The following is a 14,990-nucleotide window of genomic DNA, read 5'->3' as shown; positions in this document are numbered from 1 at the left end:
CGACCCGTATCACGGAAGGGGTGGACGTGATGAGAGGTGACCTGGACGAGACCCTGGCCCGGCTGGCCCGGCGCGAGGAGGCGCAGCGCCGCCGGACGCCGCTGCCCGGTGAGGCGGACGAGGAGGCCGAGCACGACCGGCCGGTGGACGGGCGGGCGGGGCACGGTGCGTACCGGTTGCGTGGGGGCGACCGGCCGGAGCGGCGGGACCCGGTCGAGGAGGTGGCCGAGGCGGTCCGCCGGGTGGTCGCCGAGCACCCCGGGCTGGCCGTCGTCGTGCGGGTGGAGCTGGGCGGGCAGGCGTACCCGTTGCGGGTCGCCTGGTCCGGCCCGGAGGTGACGGTCGGCGCGGCGTCCGCGCCGGCGCCCCCGCCGGCCTGGCCGATGTCGGTGAAGACGGTGCCGGCCCCGGGGCACGACGGGCTGGTCACCGACCCGGCGGCCCGGCTGGCCGAGATGATCCGGCGCGATCCCTCGCTGCTGGAGGACACCGGCCCGCTCTGAGGCCCGCCGGCACGACGGGGTACCGGCGGCTACTGTCGGGCGGGTGGCGGAACCCGACCTGACCCTGATCGCGACCCTGCGGCCGGCGGCGCTGGACGCCCGGCGGGGCGTCGTCCGCCTGCACCCCGAGGTGCTCACGGCGCTGGCGCTGCGCCCCGGCGACCCGGTGCGGCTGGCCGGCCGCCGGGTGACCGCCGGCATCGCCGCGCCGGCCGAACCGGGCGCGAGCAGCGCCCTGCTCTACGCCGACGACCTGCTGCTGGGCAACCTGGGCCTGCGCGACGGCGGGCAGGTCACGGTGAGCCCGCTGCCGGCGGCCCCGGCGCGCCGGCTCACCCTGGCCGGCCCGGTCGGCGTGGTCGCCGCGGTCTCCCCGGAGATGCTCCGGCTCGCCCTGCTCGGCAAGGTGGTCACCGCCGGCGACGACGTCTCGCTGCTGCCCCAGGACGTGCTTCCCGACGCCGCGCTGCGCGGTCTGGTCGAGGCCGCCCGGCGCAGCCTGGCCACCACCGTGGGGTACGCCTGGACCAGCACCCTGCTCACCGTGGTGGCGGCCGAGCCGCCGACCGGCGCGCTGGTCACCATGGACACCGTGGTCGGCTGGGAGCACGGCCCGGCCACCCGCGGCTCCGGCCCGGCCGGCGAGGCGGGCCCGGCGGCCCCGGCCACCTCCGCGCCGGCCGACGGCCTGCTCGGGCCCGAGGACGCCCCGGACGTGGACGAGCTGCCCGGGCTGCGGGCCCAGGCCGAGGAGCTGACCGAACTGCTCGACCTGGGCTTCCACCACCGGGAGGTGCTGGGCCGGCTCGGCACCACGGTCTCGCTCGGCGTGCTCGTCAGCGGCCCCGCCGGCTCGGGCAAGTCGGCGCTGGTCCGCGCGGTCGCCGCCCGGGTCCGCGCCCGGGTCCGCCCGCTGTGGGGCCCGGAACTGGCCGCGCTGGGCAACGACGCCGCCGCCCGCCGGCTGCGCGAGGCCGCCGACGCGGTCCGGGCCGACGGCCCGGCCGTGCTGCTGGTGACCGACGTGGAGGCGGTCGCCCCGGCCGACGAGCCCGGTCCGCTGGCCACGGTGTTCCGGCAGGTGGTCGCCGAGACGGTCCGGTCCGGGGCGGCGGTCGTCTGCACGACCGGGCGGCCCGAGGCGGTGGATCCGGCGCTGCGCGCCCCGGACCTGCTCTCGCTGCGGATCACCGTGCCGCTGCCCGACGCGGCGCTGCGCCGGGAGCAGCTGACCGTGCTCACCCGGCAGGTGCCGCTGGCCGAGGACGTCCGGCTGGACGAGGTGGCCGGGCGTACGCCGGGGTTCGTCGCCGCCGACCTGGCCGCGCTGGTCCGGGAGGCCGGGGTGCGGGCGGCGCTGCGGCAGAAGGCGGCGGAGACGCCGACCGTGGCGATGGCCGACTTCACCGCCGCCCTGGAGGTGGTGCGGCCGACCACGATGGCCGCGTCCACCCTGGAGCTGGCCTCGGTGACCCTGGACGACGTCGGTGGCCTGCACGAGGTCCGGCAGACGTTGACCGAATCGGTGCTCTGGCCGCTGACCTACCCGGACACCTTCGCCCGGCTGGGCGTGACGCCGCCGCGCGGGGTGCTGCTCTACGGGCCGCCCGGCTGCGGCAAGACCTACCTGGTCACCGCGCTGGCCGGTTCGGGCCGGGCCAACGTGCTGTCGGTGAAGGGCGCGGAGCTGCTCTCCAAGTGGGTCGGTGAGAGCGAACGCGCCGTCCGCGAGCTGTTCCGCCGGGCCCGCGAGGCGGCCCCCACGCTGGTCTTCCTCGACGAGGTGGACGCCCTCGCCCCGGTCCGGGGCCAGGCCGGCGACGCCGGCACCACCGACCGGGTGGTCGCCGCCCTGCTCACCGAGCTGGACGGGGTGGAGGCACTGCGCAACGTGGTGGTGGTCGGCGCGACCAACCGCCCCGAGCTGGTCGACCCGGCGCTGCTCCGCCCCGGCCGGCTGGAACGCCTCGTGTACGTGCCGCCGCCGGACGGCCCGGCCCGCGCCGAGATCCTCCACGCGGCCGCCCGGCACGTCCCGCTCGCGCCCGACGTGGACCTCACCGCGCTCGGCGCGGAGCTGGACGCCTTCTCCGCGGCCGACTGCGCCGCGCTGATCCGGGAGGCGGCCCTCGCCGCGATGCGCGAGTCGCTGGCGGCCAGCACGGTCACGGCCGCGCACGTCGAGGCGGCCCGCGCCCGCGTCCGCCCCTCGCTGGACCCGGTCCAGCTCGCCCACCTGGAGGCCTACGCCGCCACCCGGCGGTGAGCCGGCACCGGGTCAGTCGGTGGGCAGCAGCGGGCCGAGCGGGCCGAGGTCGAGGTTGAGATCCTCGGGAGCCAGGCCGAAGTACTCGCGGAGCCGGGTCATCTGCTCCTCCAGCGCCATCAGCGTGGCGCCGACCCGTTCGACCTGCTCCTCGGTCAGGTCGCCCAGGTCGACCCGGCGCAGCGCCTGCCGTTCCATGAGCTGCCGGAGCAGCTCGATCACGGTGAGCACCAGGCTGGCCAGCCCCCGCTCGACGGAGTCCTGGTCCACGGCGAGCCGGCGGTCCAGCGGCCGGACCCGGGGCGCCGTCCACGCCGGCTCGCCCAGCGCCGCCGCCAGGTCGGCCGCCTCGTCGCGGCCGGTCACGGCGTGGCCTCCGGCTCGGGCGGGGCGAGCGCGCCGACCGAGGCGATGAGCGCGCGCAGCGAGATGCGGACCAGGTCGACGTCCGCGATGGCCAGGGTGATGTCCCCGGTGATCACCACGCCGGTGGCGAGCACCCGGTCGAGCAGGTCGACCAGAGCCACCGGCCGGTAGGTCAGCGGATCGTCGGCGCTGCTCGGCGCCAGCGTGGTCACGCCCATGCCGGCTCCGCCTCCGGTTCGGCCACGAAGGAGTACGGCGGCCAGGGGCCGGTCAGCTCCAACCGCAGCTCCGGGTGCCGTTCGGCCACCTCCCGGGCCAGCCCGGCGAAGCCGTCCCAGCGGTCCCGGTCGACCAGGTACGCCCCGTTGAGCACCATGGCCGTGGGCGCGCCGGAGAGCCGCCGGTCCTGCGGGGCGTGCCGGCGGGCGGCGACCGCGTACCCGGCGAGGGCGGCGTGCACGGCGGCGGCACCGTCGGCGGCGACGCGCTGCCCCTCCTCCCGGGCGGTGAGCTGGGCCCGGCGCCGCCGCAGGTACGCCGCGCCGGCCCCGCCCCCGCCGTCGGGTTCCTCGACCCGCGGGGTGGCGCCGGGCACCACGTACCCCTTGACGCCCCACTCCGCGCGGCCGTCGAGCCGGGCCAGCGTGCCGGCCAGCTCGTCGTGCCGCTCGACCAGCACCCGGGCCACCCGGTCGTCGTCACGGTGGACGGTGGCGAGCCGGGCGGGCACCACCGCGCCGGATCGGGACAGCGCGTCGACCACGGCGTGGTGGGCCCGGGCGGCCCGCTCCAGCCAGGCCAGGTCCTCCAGGTTGCGGCGCAGCGCGGCCTCGCCGTACTCGCTGAGCGGGGCGTCGCTGACCACGGCGACCAGGCCGGCGGCGGCCACCGCCCGGACCGGGGTGCCGGCGATGCCGGGGAGCCCGGCGGGCGTGGCCGTCCCGGCGACCACGCCGTGCAGCCAGACCGCGGTCCCGGTGGCCCGGGTGGGGTCAGAGGTCGTGGTCATGCCAGCCCTCCCTCCGGTCCCGCTCGGCGCGGGCCGCCACCCGGGGCCGGCGGGACGCCTCGACCTCCTCCGGGTCGCGCGGGCCCGGCTCGACCGGCGGCCGCGCCCGGGAGCTGAGCCACGGGTCGTGCTCCCACCAGTCGATGCCGATCTGCCGCGCGGTGTCCACCGAGGCGATGACCAGCCGCAGCTTGAGGGTCAGCAGCTCGATGTCGAGCAGGCTGACCCGGATGTCACCGGCGATCACGATGCCCCGGTCGAGCACCCGTTCCAGGATGTCGCCGAGGTTCGCCGGCTCGTGGCCGGCCGGCAGCACCTGACCGGAGTTCTGCACGACCGACGGAGCCCGCCCAATGGTCATCTCAGTCCCCCTTGCCGCGCTGGTAGCGGCGCGTCCGCCGGTAGCCGAGCAGGCTGCCGGTCATGTCCAGCTCGACCTCGTAGAGGCCGAGCAGGTCGGTCGACGCCGGGATGCGGTGGTCCTCGACCACCTCCACCCCGACCCGCCAGCCGTCGTCGGTGGGCTGGATGGAGGTGATCCCGAGCGCGTCCCGGCCGGTCAGCGCGACGATCTGACGCAGCCCCTCCCGGGCCGCCTCGGCCGCGCTGACCGCCTCCTCGTCGTCCTCGTCGAGATACCGCTCCTCCGCCCGGCCCCCCCGGTCGCGCCACCGCTCACGGTCGCCGTCACCCCGGATCCGTGTCGTCATCGCCCTCCCCCTCGTCCGCGGCGCGGCGCGCCACGGCGACCGCCGGTCTCCCGCCCGGCGGGCGCCGGCCGCCGGGGCGCGCCGTTACGCCCCGGCGGGACCCGCCCGGAGCCGGCGGCGGGCCCGGTCAGCCGGTCCAGCACCTGCTGCTGCCCCCGGTCCCGCTCCTCCGGCGTGATGTCACCGGCCGCCGCCGCCTCGTCCAGCTCCTCCAGCTCGCGCCGGATGTTGACCGGGTTGTGCTGCTGTGACTCCGCCTCCCGCGCCACCACCTTGACCAGTGCGGTGAGCCCGCGCACCGGCGCGTACGGCAGGGTCAGCAGCGTCCACAGGATGTCCACGCGTCACTCCACCAGCTGGTGCGCGCTGACGAAGTCGTACGGGGCCAGCGGGCCGCGCAGGCGCATCCGGATCAGGTCGCGCCGCCGCTCGGCGAAGTCCTCCACGGCCTGGACGAACTCGTCCTCGGCGTCGCCGGCCACGAGGAAGGAGACGCGCACCGCGTCCAGCTCGTTGCTGGGCGGGAGGGGCGCGTCGGCCACCGCGTACCGGCCCGCCGCGTCGATGAGGTCCCGGTTCTCGGCCTCCCGCCGCAGCTCCACCGCCTGACTGATCATCTCGCCGAGCCGGATCCGCTGCTCCCGGCTCTCGACCTCCGGCCGGCCCCGCACCTCGTCGGCGAGGGCACCGGCGGCGGCGTTCTCCGCCAGGAACCCGGCGATGAACTCCTGCTCGTCGAAGCGCCCGTGCACGGTGTACTGGAGCCGGTCCTCGAACTCGTCGAGGGCGGCGGCGAACCGGTCGTGGTGCGCGGCGAGCAGGTCGTCGACCGCGTCCTCGCCGGTCACCACCGTGCCGAACCGGACCGGCAGCACCGGCGCGACCACCGCCGTCCCGTCCAGCAGCCGCTCGTACGCGGTCAGGTCCGCCGGCCGGCCCAGCGGCTCCTCCAGCCCGACCTCGCTGACCAGCGCGGCAAGCTCACCGTGCCGGATGGCGGTCACCTCGCCGGGCGGGGAGCCGACCCCCTCGGCCTCGGGGGTCGGCTCGACGTCGGACGGCACGATGCCGTAGATGAACAGCCCGTTCTCCTGTGCCATCTCAGCGCTCCCTGTCCCGGCGCCGGCGCGGCCGCTCCCGCTCCGGCTCGGACCCGCGGTCCCGGAGCGAGTCGGCCACCGCGCCGCTGATCTCCTGGGCCGCCTTGCCGAGCCCGGAGACCGCCTTGCCCTTGGTGGCCGCGCCGGCCGCGTCACCGACCAGGTCCGGCAGGCCCTTCTGGTCCTTCGGCACGATGCTCAGCCGGTCGACCGCCTCGGCGAACCGGAGGTACGTCTCGACGCTCGCGATCACCACCCGGGCGTTGATCTCCAGAAGCTGGATGCCGACCACGGCGACCGACACCTGTGCGTCGATCACGACGCCCTTGTCGAGCACGGTCTCCACGACGTCGGCGAGGGTGCCTCCGCCACCGCCGGTGCGTTCCAGGGCGCTGCCCGGCTGTCCCGTCGTGGTGGACACGGTCATTCCTCACGCTCCTCTCGCCGGCGACGCACCACCGGCCGTCGTGGTGTCTCGGGGGCCCTCCGGACGGGGCGCGGCCGCTCGGGGCGCGCCTCCCGTTCCTCGCGCGGCTGGGGGCGGCGCGCCCGCTCGGGGGCGCGGCGGCGCGGCGGCTCCTCCTCCTCGGGCTCCTCGGCGTACTCGTCGTCGTCGAAGTCGTCGCCCTCGTCGTAGTCGGCGTACTCCTCCTCGTACGGGCTGGGGCGGCGGCGCGGCGGCGACGGCCGGCGGCGGCCGGCGGGCCGGCCCTCCTCTTCCGCCTCCTCCTCGGGCTCCTCCTCGGGCTCCTCCTCGGGCTCCTCGGCGCGGCCCCGCTGCTCCCCACGGCCCGGTCGTTCGCCGCGACCCTGCCGCTCCTCGCCCTCCCGCTCCTGGCGGGCCTCCTGCTCCTCGCGGAGCGCGGTCTCGTGGTCCTTGACCACCTGGGAGTCCTCGATCTCACCGCGCCAGCCCTCGACCGAGTCGGGGTCGAGCACGGTCTGGGTCATGACGTGCCGGACGAAGTGCTTCAGCTCCAGCCGGACCCGGCGGCCCTGGGCGCGCCACAGGTTGCCGGTGTGCTCGAAGAGGCCCTGCGGGTGGTACTCCAGCACCACCAGGATCCTGGTCAGCTCGGGGCCGACCTCGTGGAAGCTGACCGTGCCGTCGACGGAGCCCTTCTCGCCCTTGGACCGCCAGTGGATGAGCCGGTCCGGGATCTGCCGGACGATCGTCGACTCCCAGGTACGGTGCGACCAGAAGACCTGCGCCTTCCAGGTCATCTTCTCGTCGGAGTCGCAGTCGGCCTGCTCGACCTTCTTCATGAAGCTCGGGAAGTCACCGAACTGCGTCCACTGGTTGTACGCGATTCGGACCGGCACGCCGACCTCGATGGTCTCGACGATGTTGGTGACCTTGAGCTTCTTGCCGCCGCCCTTGCCGCCCTTGCCACCACCGAACGCCGACATCAACTTCTCCTTACCGCCGGCCAGGCCGGCCTGGAACATGGCCTTGACCGGGGAGTGGCCCTCGGCGAGCTTCTGCGCGCCGGTGGCGGCGGCGACCAGGCCGGGGCCACCGCCCTGCTTCGCGTACTCGCTGAGCCGTCCGGTGGCGCCGGTGATCCGCTCGGTGACCGCGTGCACGGCACGCTCGCCGATGGCCGAGGCGAGGTTCCGCAGCTCGCCACCGATCTGGTCCCGGGCTCGGTCCGTGAGGTTGCCGGTTGCCATGGTCACCGCCCCCGCTGCCGTCGCGCGACGGCCGGGCGCCCGCCCCGGTCCGTCTCGTCGCCCGCCGCCGGCTGCTCGTCGAGTTCCTCCTCGTCGTCGGGGGCCGAGCGCCGGTCGTCCGCCGATCGCTCGTCGCCCGTCGGCTCCTCGTCCGGCCGGCCACCGGCCGTCTTCCGGCGCAACGCGTCGGCGCCGCCGCGCAGCTTGCCGCTGATCGCGTCGATGCCGCTGCCCGCCGCGGCGGTCGCCGCGGCCCGGCCGGCGGTGGCCAGCGGGGCACTCAGCTTGCCGAGGCCGCCGAGCTGGGGGTTCGCGTTCATCAGGTCCGTGCCGAGCTGCTTCAGCCCGCCCGGTCGCTGGCTGGCCCTTCCGGCCGCCACGGCCGCGGCCAGGGTGAGGGCCGCCCGCATCTTCTTCCGGCGCCCGAGGAGGTAGCCGAAGCCCACCGCCAGCGCCACCCGTGCTCCGCTCTTCATCAGTTCTCCTTCGCTCCCCGGTGGAAGCGGACACCTCATGCGTGGAGCAGGCCCGGGAAAGCAGCTACCGGGGATCAGCGGGAAAGGGCCTGCGACCGGCGTCCCGTATCAGCGGACCCGGCGGGCAGTACCCGTCACCCCATGCGCAAAACATTTCCGCGGAATTGCCGTGGCGCGTGCCGACGCCCAATTGGATAGGCGGGTCAGGAGCGGAAAGGAAGGCGCAAACCGGTCAGAGAAGCCCAGCAGAGCAGGGAGAAGTCGAAGCTTGCGCGGAGGCGGGCAAAAAACCTAATGGGTCGGCAGGGCGGAATCGAGACACATTTCCGCGCGGAGCTTCCCGTCCTTCTCGCGCAATTCCGCGCCGCATTTCCGGAGGACCGAGACAGCGCCGTGGTTGTCCGGTGTCGTCTCGGCCACGACGGTGCGCATGCCGGCCGCCGCCGCGGCGTGGAGCAGTTCCCGCAGGGCCGCGGCGCCGAGCCCCTGGCCGCGCGCCGAGCGGCCCAGCCACATCCCGGTCTCCACCGTCCCCGGCTGGTCGCAACGCGTCATGCGGACCATGCCGACGACCTCGCCGCCGGCCACGATCGCGTACATCAGGGTGCGGGTGGGGCCGTCCAGCCCGCCGAAGCTCGCCCGGTGGAACTCGCGGAAGGCCTCGCGGCGGGCCAGCGACCATCCGGCCGGGGCCTCGACCGGGGGCATGACGTCTTCCGGTTCCGCCTCGGCAGCCGCTACGGAGAGCAACGGCTCCAGGTTTCGCTCGTCCACCGGCTCCAGCCGTACCGCACCCATCACGAGCCGCAGTCTGCCGGTCGTACCGACCCAAGTCCACCCCTTTGGACTCGGACTGCCGGTCCGGCGGAGGGGGTCGGCCGGTCGTACCCCCGGGGTGTTCCGCCTCACGCTCCGTTGTCAGCCGACCGGTCCGTTTCGACGGTGAGGGTGCTCACGCCGCCGGGACGAACTCGCAGAGCACCACCGAGGCGTCGTCCGTGCGCTTGCGCCGACGCAACCGGTCGGGATGGTCCCGCTCGGCCGCCCGGACCCGGTCGATGAGCCCCTCCGGACCCTCGCCCGCCGTCACGTCGAGCAGGCCGGCCCAGTCGAAAAGGCCAAACTGCTCGACCGCGCAGGAGGCGCCGTCGCTGAGCAGCGCGGCCCGTCGCAGCGCCCCCGGCCCGCGCAGCGGCAGCGTGCCGGTCACCGCGTGGTACGCCGCGTCCGGGTCGCTGGCGGCCGCCCAGTAGCCGTGCGTCCGGTTCATCCGGGTCCGCTGCACGGTCACCGCCCGGCGGAACCGGGTCGCCGCGTCGACGTCCCCGTCCGGCAGCGCGGCGGCGGTCCGGCGCAGGTCCGCCAGCGCCGCGTCCAGCCGGTCGTCCGAGACCACGTCGATCCGGTCCCCGGTGTCGAGCACGAGCGGGCTGTCGCAGAGGACCAGGTAGTCCGCCTGGTCGCCGCCCTCCCGCAGCAGGCAGACGGTCGAGGACGGGGTGCCCGGGTGGTCCAGGTCGCACTCCCCACCATGGTCCGCCCGGACGGCCAGGATCGCCGCCGCCAGGCTGCTCATCAGGGTCGCCGCGGGGCGGGCCGCGACGGCCAGGCCGATCCGGGCGGCCAGGTGCCGGACGTACCACGCGGGGCCGTGCACGCAGCCGGTGTCGAAGCCCTCCGGCACGGTCGCCCCGTCGAGGAGGCCGACCAGCGGGCCGATCCGGAAGACCAGGTCCTCGTTCTCCAGCCGGCCGGGGGCCGGATCGGAGGCGGAGCGTACCCGCATCATCGGCGCCGTCCCGACCGGCCGGGCCGGCCGGCTGCCGATCGGGTACCGGCGGTCTGGTGCCCCCATCCGTCTGCTCCCTCCGTCGCCGCCCGCCGCCTACCCGGAGCGCCGGAGCCCATGCCGGGATGAACTTCTGAGCAACCGACCGTCACGTCGACACCACCACCGGTAGCGTCGGGTGGGCACGGAACCGGACTAGCGCCAGGGGGATGGCATGTTGGAGCGGTTGCACGAGTCGGGGATCAGAGCGGAACACGCCTACCTGGCCGGTTTCGTGAGCATCGGGCTCTCCTTCACCAGTTGGTTCCTCTCCAAGAATCTGGAGCGCGCCGGGGTGGCGCGGGCGGACCGCTGGGGCATCTTCATCGGCGAGTGGGCACCGACCTTCTTCGCCATCGGCAACGGGCTGCGGACGTACGAGAAGTAGCCCGGTCAGCGCCGCCGGTTCCGGGCCCGGGACGAGCGCAGCCGACGCAGCCGGCCGACCAGCACCGGCTCGGCGGCGAGCGCGGCGGGCTGGTCGAGCAGCGCGTTGAGCAGTTGGTAGTAGCGGGTCGCGGAGAGCCCGAAGGTGTCCCGGATGGCCTGTTCCTTGGCGCCCGCGTACTTCCACCACTGCTGCTCGAAGGCGAGGATCTGCCGCTCCCGCTCGGTGAGCCCGCCGGCCGCGCCGGACGCCTCCGGGGCGGGAGCCGGATCCGCCGGCCCGTCGTCCGGCGGCGCGGCCTCGACCGCGGGGGCGGAGCGGGGTGGCGGGACGGTGACGCCGGCCTCCCGGCGCGCGACGTCGGTGGTCCCGGACGGCTCGGGCCGGTCGTCGGTGACGGCCCGCTCCGTGGCGTCGGCGGGCATGGCGCTCCTCAGCAGGACGGGGCGACCGGCGCGACGACGCCGGCCGGGGGACCCCAGCCTAACCAGGGTCCGCCCGGCCCGCATCGGACGCGAGGTCCGGTCAGGCGATGTCCCGCCGGCGCATCGACCAGAACGCGCCGATCAGCACGGCGGCGGCGCCCACCCCGAACACCAGCGCCGACTGCTGCCACGTGACCACCAGCTTGGCCGGTTCGCACGCGCCCTTGGCGAACTGGCAGGTGTCGTAGTCGAAGAGCTCGGCCTGCTTCATGAACCACGACTGGGCGTACGTGGAAAGGACGTACCGGTCGCCGAACGGGACGGAGAGCACGTTCACCGCGATCCGGATGCCGATCTCGCTGATCGCGAAGACCGCCACGGCCGCGCCGAGCGCCATCGCGGTGTGCCGCCCCAGCGAGGCCAGCGCGAAGGCCACCGCACCGACGAGCAGGATGAGCCCGACCGCCCGCAGGCCGTCGAGGCCGATGGACTGCCACACCCCGGCGGTCACCTTGGCGGTGGTCCCCCGGTAGCGGCCGATGAGCCAGAAGGCGACCGTCCAGAAGGCACCGAGAACCAGGCTCACCCCGAGCACGGTGGTGAGCAGCGCGGCCAGCTTGGTGCCCAGCACGGCGAGCCGTTTCGGCCGCCAGAGCAGGAGGTTCATCATCCCGCCGGTGCTCCACTCGGCACCCACGTACGAGGCGCCGACGATGAACGCGAAGAGCGCCACCGCCCCGGCGAAGACCGCGATGAACGTGGGGAACTCGGCCCGGAAGTCGAACTGGTAGGGCAGGTTCCACTTCGGGTCGAACATCTCCGGCTGCGGCTGCCAGTCCCGGCCGCAGTTCGGGCCGTACCGCTCGTCGGTGTCCTGGTCGCCGCGGGCCTTGGCGGCGTCGCAGTCGGCGACGCTCCGCTTCCAGTCCGCCACGGCCCGCTGGTACTGGACCTCCGACTCGGCCTGGGCGGCCGCCACCGTCTCCTTGGAGAGCTGGTGGCTGGAGAAGCTGAAGGCGGTGGCCACCGTGGCCAGCCCGAGCAGCAGCAGGACCAGCAGCAGCCGGGTGATCCGCCGCTTGCTGAGCCGGCGCAGTTCGGTCACGTAGAGGCTCATGCGCCCCAACCTCCTCCGGTGACGCCGCTGCCCGGCTCACCGACCTTCGTGGACTGGTCGACCTGCCGGTGCTGGCCGGGGACCGGCGCGGTGGCGGTCAGTTCGAGGAAGACGCTCTCCAGATCCACCGCGACGGGGGTCAGCTCGCTGACGTAGAGGCCCTGCTCGGCCAGGACGCGGCTGACCGAGGCCGGCTTGTCGACGCCGGACAGCATGAGGTGGTCGGGCTCGGCGGCGACGCGGATCCCGGCCCGGGTCAGCGTCTCGGCCGCCTGCGGCAGGTCGGTCACCGCCTCCAGGCGGACCCGCACCGCGCCCTGCGAGTGTGCGGCGAGCACCTCGTCGACCGGCCCGAACGCGACCCGCCGGCCCAGCGAGATGATGGTGACCGAGTCGCAGATGAGCTGGATCTCGCCGAGGATGTGGCTGGAGAGCACCACGGTCATCCCGGCGCCGGCGAGGTCGCGCATGAGCCCGCGCATCTCCCGGATGCCGCCCGGGTCGAGGCCGTTGGCCGGCTCGTCCAGGATCAGCAGCTTCGGGTTCTTCAGCAGCGCGGAGGCGACGGCGAGCCGCTGCTTCATGCCGAGCGAGTAGGTCTTCACCCGCTCACCGGCCCGGTCGCGCAGCCCGACCAGCTCCAGCACCTCGTCGACCCGCTGCCGGGGCAGCTCACCGGCCTGGGCGAGGAGCCCGAGGGTGTCCCGGGCGGAGAAGTGCGGAAAGAACTGCGGACTCTCCACGATGGCGCCGACCTGGCCGGCGACCGCGGGCAGCGCCTGCGGCACCTCCTGGCCGAGGATGGACATCCGGCCGCCGTTGGCCCGGATCAGGCCGAGCAGCGTGCGCAGCGTGGTGGTCTTGCCCGAGCCGTTGGGGCCGAGGAAGCCGTGCACCTGGCCGGCCTCGACCCGCATGTCGAAGCCGTCGAGCGCGTGGCGGACCCCGCGTTTCCGGCTCCGGTACGTCTTGCGGAGACCTTCGATCTCCAGGACAGCCGACAAGCTGACCTCCCCCGATAAGTAGGTGTCAGGTCGACACCATACGCGGTATGCAGCCGGAGACAATACCCGGTATGCATCGGGGTTTTCCCAGATTTCGGGGTCAGGCGCGCCGGAGAGTCCGGTCAGGCGCAGACGACGTGCACGCCCGCGTCGCGGAACGCCTGCACCACGGCGGGGGACGCGCCGGAGTCGGTCACCAGCGTCTCCACCCGGTCCACCGGGCAGATCCGCGCGAACGCGTGTCCGCCCAGCTTGGACGAGTCGGCGATGACCACGACCCGCTTGGCCCGGGCCACCATGAGGCTGTTCATGGCCGCCTCGCCCTCGTGGTGGGCGGCCGCGCCGAGCTGCGGGTCGATGGCGTCCACGCCGAGCAGCGCCACATCCAGGGTGACCTCGCGCAGCAGCGCCCCGCCCAGCGGGCCGACCAGCTCGAACGACTTGGGCCGGACCACACCGCCGGCCACCACCACCTTCATCCGCGAGCGCACCAGCAGCTCGTTGGCGATGTTCAGGGCGTTGGTGACCACGGTGAGCTGGGCGCCCTCGGCGCTGGTATTGAGGTCGGGCCGGACCGCGAGGGCCCGGGCCACCTCGGTGCTGGTGGTGCCGCCGTTGAGACCGACCACCGTGCCCGGGGAGACGAGCGCGGCGGCGGCCGCGCCGATCCGCTGCTTCTCGGCCGAGTGCTTGGCCGTCTTGTAGCGCAGTGGCAGGTCGTAGGAGACGCCGTTCGCGACGGCGCCGCCCCGCGTCCGCGTGATCATCTGCTGCTGGGCGAGCTGGTCGAAGTCACGCCGGATGGTGGCCTGGGAGACGTCCAGGCGCCCCGCCGCCTCCTCGACGCTGACCCGGCCGCTGTCGGTCAGCATCTCGAGCAGCGCGTTCCATCTGGCGTAGCGGTCCACGCGGGGCCTCCACTGACTCTGCACGAACGGTGATTGATTGCGTGCACAGTAGTGCGCGAAACTGGCAAGGCGCAAAACCCTGTCCTGCGCGATGTGGGAGGCGGTTGCCACAGCCGACCGGAATCGCGCAGAATGACGCGCGAAAGACGGCCATATCGCGCCGTATTGCGCAAGGTCTCCCCTGGGCGAGGAGTGGTGATGGCGTACGTGCACGCGGAGATCGCGAGCCAGCCCGACTGCTGGCGGGAGGCGGCGCGACTCGCCCCGACCGTCGCCGACCGCCTGCCGCGCCCCGGCGAGCGGGTCGCCGTTGTCGGGTGCGGCACGTCCTGGTTCATGGCGGCCGCGTACGCCGGCCTCCGCGAGGGCGCCGGCCAGGGCGAGACCGACGCCTTCCAGGCCAGCGAGTTTCCCACCGGCCGCCGCTACGACCGGGTCATCGCGATCACCCGCTCCGGCACCACCACCGAGGTGCTCGACCTGCTCGCCGCGCTGCGCGGGCAGCTGCCCACCACGGTCATCATCGGCGACCCGGCCGCACCGGCCGTCGAGCTGGCCGACGCGGCGGTGCCCCTGCCCTTCGCCGACGAGCGCTCGGTGGTGCAGACCCGCTTCGCCACCACCGCGCTCGCGCTGCTCCGCGCCCACCTCGGCGAGGACCTGGGCCGGCTCGCCGCCGACGCCGAGGTGGCCGTCCGGGCCCCGCTGCCGATCGACCCGGCGACCATCGAGCAGGTCACCTTCCTCGGCCGCGGCTGGACGGTCGGGCTGGCCGAGGAGGCCGCGCTGAAGTGCCGCGAGGCGGCCACCTTCTGGGCCGAGGCGTACCCGGCCATGGACTACCGGCACGGCCCCATCTCGATCGCCGCCCCGGGGCGGCTGGTCTGGGCGTTCGGCGGCATCCCGGAGGGCCTGCCCGAGGACGTGGCCGCCACCGGCGCCACCTTCGTGCACAGCCGCACGCACGGCTGCCACACCGTGCTGACGAGTTGGGCGGCCGGACGCAACCCGGTCGACCCGATGGCCGACCTGATCCTCGCCCAGCGCTTCGCCGTCGCCCTCGCCACGAGCCGCGGCCTCGACCCCGACGCGCCCCGGCACCTGACCCGCTCCGTGGTGCTGGCGTGAGCGCGAGGAGTGAGCCGGGGTTGCGAGCCCCGCAGTCGCGAACGAAGGTGGCGCGGTGAGCGCGAGGAGTGAGCCGGGGTTGCGAGCC

Annotated in this window: 19 protein-coding genes and 1 pseudogene; 4 read left to right on the top strand and 16 right to left on the bottom strand. The window is 74.8% G+C overall.

Going from position 1 to position 14,990, the window contains the following annotated elements:
• Positions 1-29 precede the first annotated feature (29 nt).
• Together NFX44_RS07705 and NFX44_RS07700 are read left to right on the top strand one after the other, a co-directional pair.
• Positions 30-503, top strand: coding sequence for a hypothetical protein (locus NFX44_RS07705; protein ID WP_262283164.1), 474 nt, complete (start codon positions 30-32; stop codon positions 501-503).
• Positions 504-546: 43 nt separating this feature from the next.
• Complete coding sequence (locus NFX44_RS07700) at positions 547-2,769, top strand: AAA family ATPase (protein ID WP_262282810.1); 2,223 nt, start codon at positions 547-549, stop codon at positions 2,767-2,769.
• A 12-nt stretch (positions 2,770-2,781) separates the two neighbouring features.
• Here the strand turns inward: NFX44_RS07700 and NFX44_RS07695 are convergent, their stop codons facing one another.
• The 12 genes and pseudogenes from NFX44_RS07695 to NFX44_RS07640 all read right to left on the bottom strand — a co-directional run bounded on the left by NFX44_RS07695 (position 2,782) and on the right by NFX44_RS07640 (position 9,959).
• Positions 2,782-3,135, bottom strand: coding sequence for a gas vesicle protein K (locus tag NFX44_RS07695; protein ID WP_262282809.1), 354 nt, complete (start codon positions 3,133-3,135; stop codon positions 2,782-2,784).
• Positions 3,132-3,353 carry a gas vesicle protein gene (locus NFX44_RS07690; protein ID WP_262282808.1) on the bottom strand — a complete coding sequence of 74 codons (222 nt, stop codon included), beginning with the start codon at positions 3,351-3,353 and terminating at the stop codon, positions 3,132-3,134. Before NFX44_RS07690 ends, NFX44_RS07695 begins: the two co-directional genes overlap by 4 nt.
• Complete coding sequence (locus NFX44_RS07685; RefSeq protein WP_262282807.1) at positions 3,344-4,144, bottom strand: GvpL/GvpF family gas vesicle protein; 801 nt, start codon at positions 4,142-4,144, stop codon at positions 3,344-3,346. Before NFX44_RS07685 ends, NFX44_RS07690 begins: the two co-directional genes overlap by 10 nt.
• Complete coding sequence (locus NFX44_RS07680) at positions 4,128-4,505, bottom strand: gas vesicle protein (RefSeq protein ID WP_262282806.1); 378 nt, start codon at positions 4,503-4,505, stop codon at positions 4,128-4,130. Before NFX44_RS07680 ends, NFX44_RS07685 begins: the two co-directional genes overlap by 17 nt.
• A gap of 1 nt (position 4,506) precedes the next feature.
• Positions 4,507-4,854 (bottom strand): gas vesicle protein, encoded by a 348-nt coding sequence (locus NFX44_RS07675; RefSeq protein ID WP_262282805.1) that lies wholly within the window; start codon positions 4,852-4,854, stop codon positions 4,507-4,509.
• Positions 4,851-5,195, bottom strand: coding sequence for a gas vesicle protein GvpG (locus NFX44_RS07670; protein WP_262282804.1), 345 nt, complete (start codon positions 5,193-5,195; stop codon positions 4,851-4,853). The genes NFX44_RS07675 and NFX44_RS07670 overlap by 4 nt, the downstream gene beginning before the upstream one ends.
• Positions 5,196-5,198: 3 nt before the next feature.
• Positions 5,199-5,954 carry a GvpL/GvpF family gas vesicle protein gene (locus NFX44_RS07665; RefSeq protein WP_262282803.1) on the bottom strand — a complete coding sequence of 252 codons (756 nt, stop codon included), beginning with the start codon at positions 5,952-5,954 and terminating at the stop codon, positions 5,199-5,201.
• A 208-nt stretch (positions 5,955-6,162) separates the two neighbouring features.
• A pseudogene (gene gvpJ, locus NFX44_RS33335) lies at positions 6,163-6,342 on the bottom strand (gas vesicle protein GvpJ); the annotation flags it as partial.
• Between the two features lie 35 nt (positions 6,343-6,377).
• Complete coding sequence (locus NFX44_RS07655) at positions 6,378-7,628, bottom strand: SRPBCC family protein (protein ID WP_262282801.1); 1,251 nt, start codon at positions 7,626-7,628, stop codon at positions 6,378-6,380.
• Positions 7,629-7,630: 2 nt separating this feature from the next.
• The gene (locus NFX44_RS07650) at positions 7,631-8,104 is read right to left on the bottom strand and encodes a hypothetical protein (protein ID WP_262282800.1); all 474 of its coding nucleotides are present in this window, start codon (positions 8,102-8,104) and stop codon (positions 7,631-7,633) included.
• A gap of 291 nt (positions 8,105-8,395) precedes the next feature.
• Entirely contained in the window at positions 8,396-8,905 is a 510-nt protein-coding gene (locus NFX44_RS07645; RefSeq protein WP_262282799.1) for a GNAT family N-acetyltransferase, read from the bottom strand.
• A gap of 151 nt (positions 8,906-9,056) precedes the next feature.
• Positions 9,057-9,959 carry a hypothetical protein gene (locus NFX44_RS07640; protein ID WP_262282798.1) on the bottom strand — a complete coding sequence of 301 codons (903 nt, stop codon included), beginning with the start codon at positions 9,957-9,959 and terminating at the stop codon, positions 9,057-9,059.
• Positions 9,960-10,107: 148 nt separating this feature from the next.
• Between NFX44_RS07640 and NFX44_RS07635 the strand changes: the two genes are divergently transcribed.
• Positions 10,108-10,320 (top strand): hypothetical protein, encoded by a 213-nt coding sequence (locus NFX44_RS07635; protein ID WP_189198519.1) that lies wholly within the window; start codon positions 10,108-10,110, stop codon positions 10,318-10,320.
• Positions 10,321-10,325: 5 nt separating this feature from the next.
• On the opposite strand, the gene NFX44_RS07630 is transcribed toward NFX44_RS07635, so the two are convergent.
• The 4 genes from NFX44_RS07630 to NFX44_RS07615 form a co-directional block, all read right to left on the bottom strand.
• On the bottom strand, positions 10,326-10,745 hold the full coding sequence (locus NFX44_RS07630) for a DUF3263 domain-containing protein (protein ID WP_262282797.1): 420 nt from the start codon (positions 10,743-10,745) through the stop codon (positions 10,326-10,328).
• 100 nt (positions 10,746-10,845) lie between these two features.
• The gene (locus NFX44_RS07625; protein WP_262282796.1) at positions 10,846-11,862 is read right to left on the bottom strand and encodes an ABC transporter permease subunit; all 1,017 of its coding nucleotides are present in this window, start codon (positions 11,860-11,862) and stop codon (positions 10,846-10,848) included.
• Complete coding sequence (locus NFX44_RS07620) at positions 11,859-12,866, bottom strand: ATP-binding cassette domain-containing protein (RefSeq protein WP_262282795.1); 1,008 nt, start codon at positions 12,864-12,866, stop codon at positions 11,859-11,861. Before NFX44_RS07620 ends, NFX44_RS07625 begins: the two co-directional genes overlap by 4 nt.
• A gap of 122 nt (positions 12,867-12,988) precedes the next feature.
• Positions 12,989-13,774 carry a DeoR/GlpR family DNA-binding transcription regulator gene (locus NFX44_RS07615; protein ID WP_154228936.1) on the bottom strand — a complete coding sequence of 262 codons (786 nt, stop codon included), beginning with the start codon at positions 13,772-13,774 and terminating at the stop codon, positions 12,989-12,991.
• A gap of 198 nt (positions 13,775-13,972) precedes the next feature.
• Here NFX44_RS07615 and NFX44_RS07610 point away from each other — a divergent pair, with 198 nt between their 5' ends.
• Positions 13,973-14,902 carry an SIS domain-containing protein gene (locus NFX44_RS07610; RefSeq protein ID WP_262282794.1) on the top strand — a complete coding sequence of 310 codons (930 nt, stop codon included), beginning with the start codon at positions 13,973-13,975 and terminating at the stop codon, positions 14,900-14,902.
• Positions 14,903-14,990 lie beyond the last annotated feature (88 nt).

Source organism: Micromonospora sp. MA102, assembly GCF_025460765.1.
Classification (GTDB): domain Bacteria; phylum Actinomycetota; class Actinomycetes; order Mycobacteriales; family Micromonosporaceae; genus Micromonospora; species Micromonospora halotolerans.
This window is presented reverse-complemented; position numbering and strand designations above follow the sequence as displayed.

Bases quoted from the DNA above. Each gene is read 5' to 3' on its own strand.
- NFX44_RS07705 (WP_262283164.1), top strand. From the start codon at position 30: ATGAGAGGTGACCTGGACGAGACCCTGGCCCGGCTGGCCCGGCGCGAG.
- NFX44_RS07630 (WP_262282797.1), bottom strand. From the start codon at position 10,745: ATGCCCGCCGACGCCACGGAGCGGGCCGTCACCGACGACCGGCCCGAG.
- NFX44_RS07680 (WP_262282806.1), bottom strand. From the start codon at position 4,505: ATGACCATTGGGCGGGCTCCGTCGGTCGTGCAGAACTCCGGTCAGGTG.
- NFX44_RS07650 (WP_262282800.1), bottom strand. From the start codon at position 8,104: ATGAAGAGCGGAGCACGGGTGGCGCTGGCGGTGGGCTTCGGCTACCTC.
- NFX44_RS07625 (WP_262282796.1), bottom strand. From the start codon at position 11,862: ATGAGCCTCTACGTGACCGAACTGCGCCGGCTCAGCAAGCGGCGGATC.
- NFX44_RS07685 (WP_262282807.1), bottom strand. From the start codon at position 4,144: ATGACCACGACCTCTGACCCCACCCGGGCCACCGGGACCGCGGTCTGG.
- NFX44_RS07690 (WP_262282808.1), bottom strand. From the start codon at position 3,353: ATGGGCGTGACCACGCTGGCGCCGAGCAGCGCCGACGATCCGCTGACC.
- NFX44_RS07665 (WP_262282803.1), bottom strand. From the start codon at position 5,954: ATGGCACAGGAGAACGGGCTGTTCATCTACGGCATCGTGCCGTCCGAC.
- NFX44_RS07610 (WP_262282794.1), top strand. From the start codon at position 13,973: ATGGCGTACGTGCACGCGGAGATCGCGAGCCAGCCCGACTGCTGGCGG.
- NFX44_RS07640 (WP_262282798.1), bottom strand. From the start codon at position 9,959: ATGGGGGCACCAGACCGCCGGTACCCGATCGGCAGCCGGCCGGCCCGG.
- NFX44_RS07655 (WP_262282801.1), bottom strand. From the start codon at position 7,628: ATGGCAACCGGCAACCTCACGGACCGAGCCCGGGACCAGATCGGTGGC.
- NFX44_RS07675 (WP_262282805.1), bottom strand. From the start codon at position 4,854: ATGACGACACGGATCCGGGGTGACGGCGACCGTGAGCGGTGGCGCGAC.
- NFX44_RS07635 (WP_189198519.1), top strand. From the start codon at position 10,108: ATGTTGGAGCGGTTGCACGAGTCGGGGATCAGAGCGGAACACGCCTAC.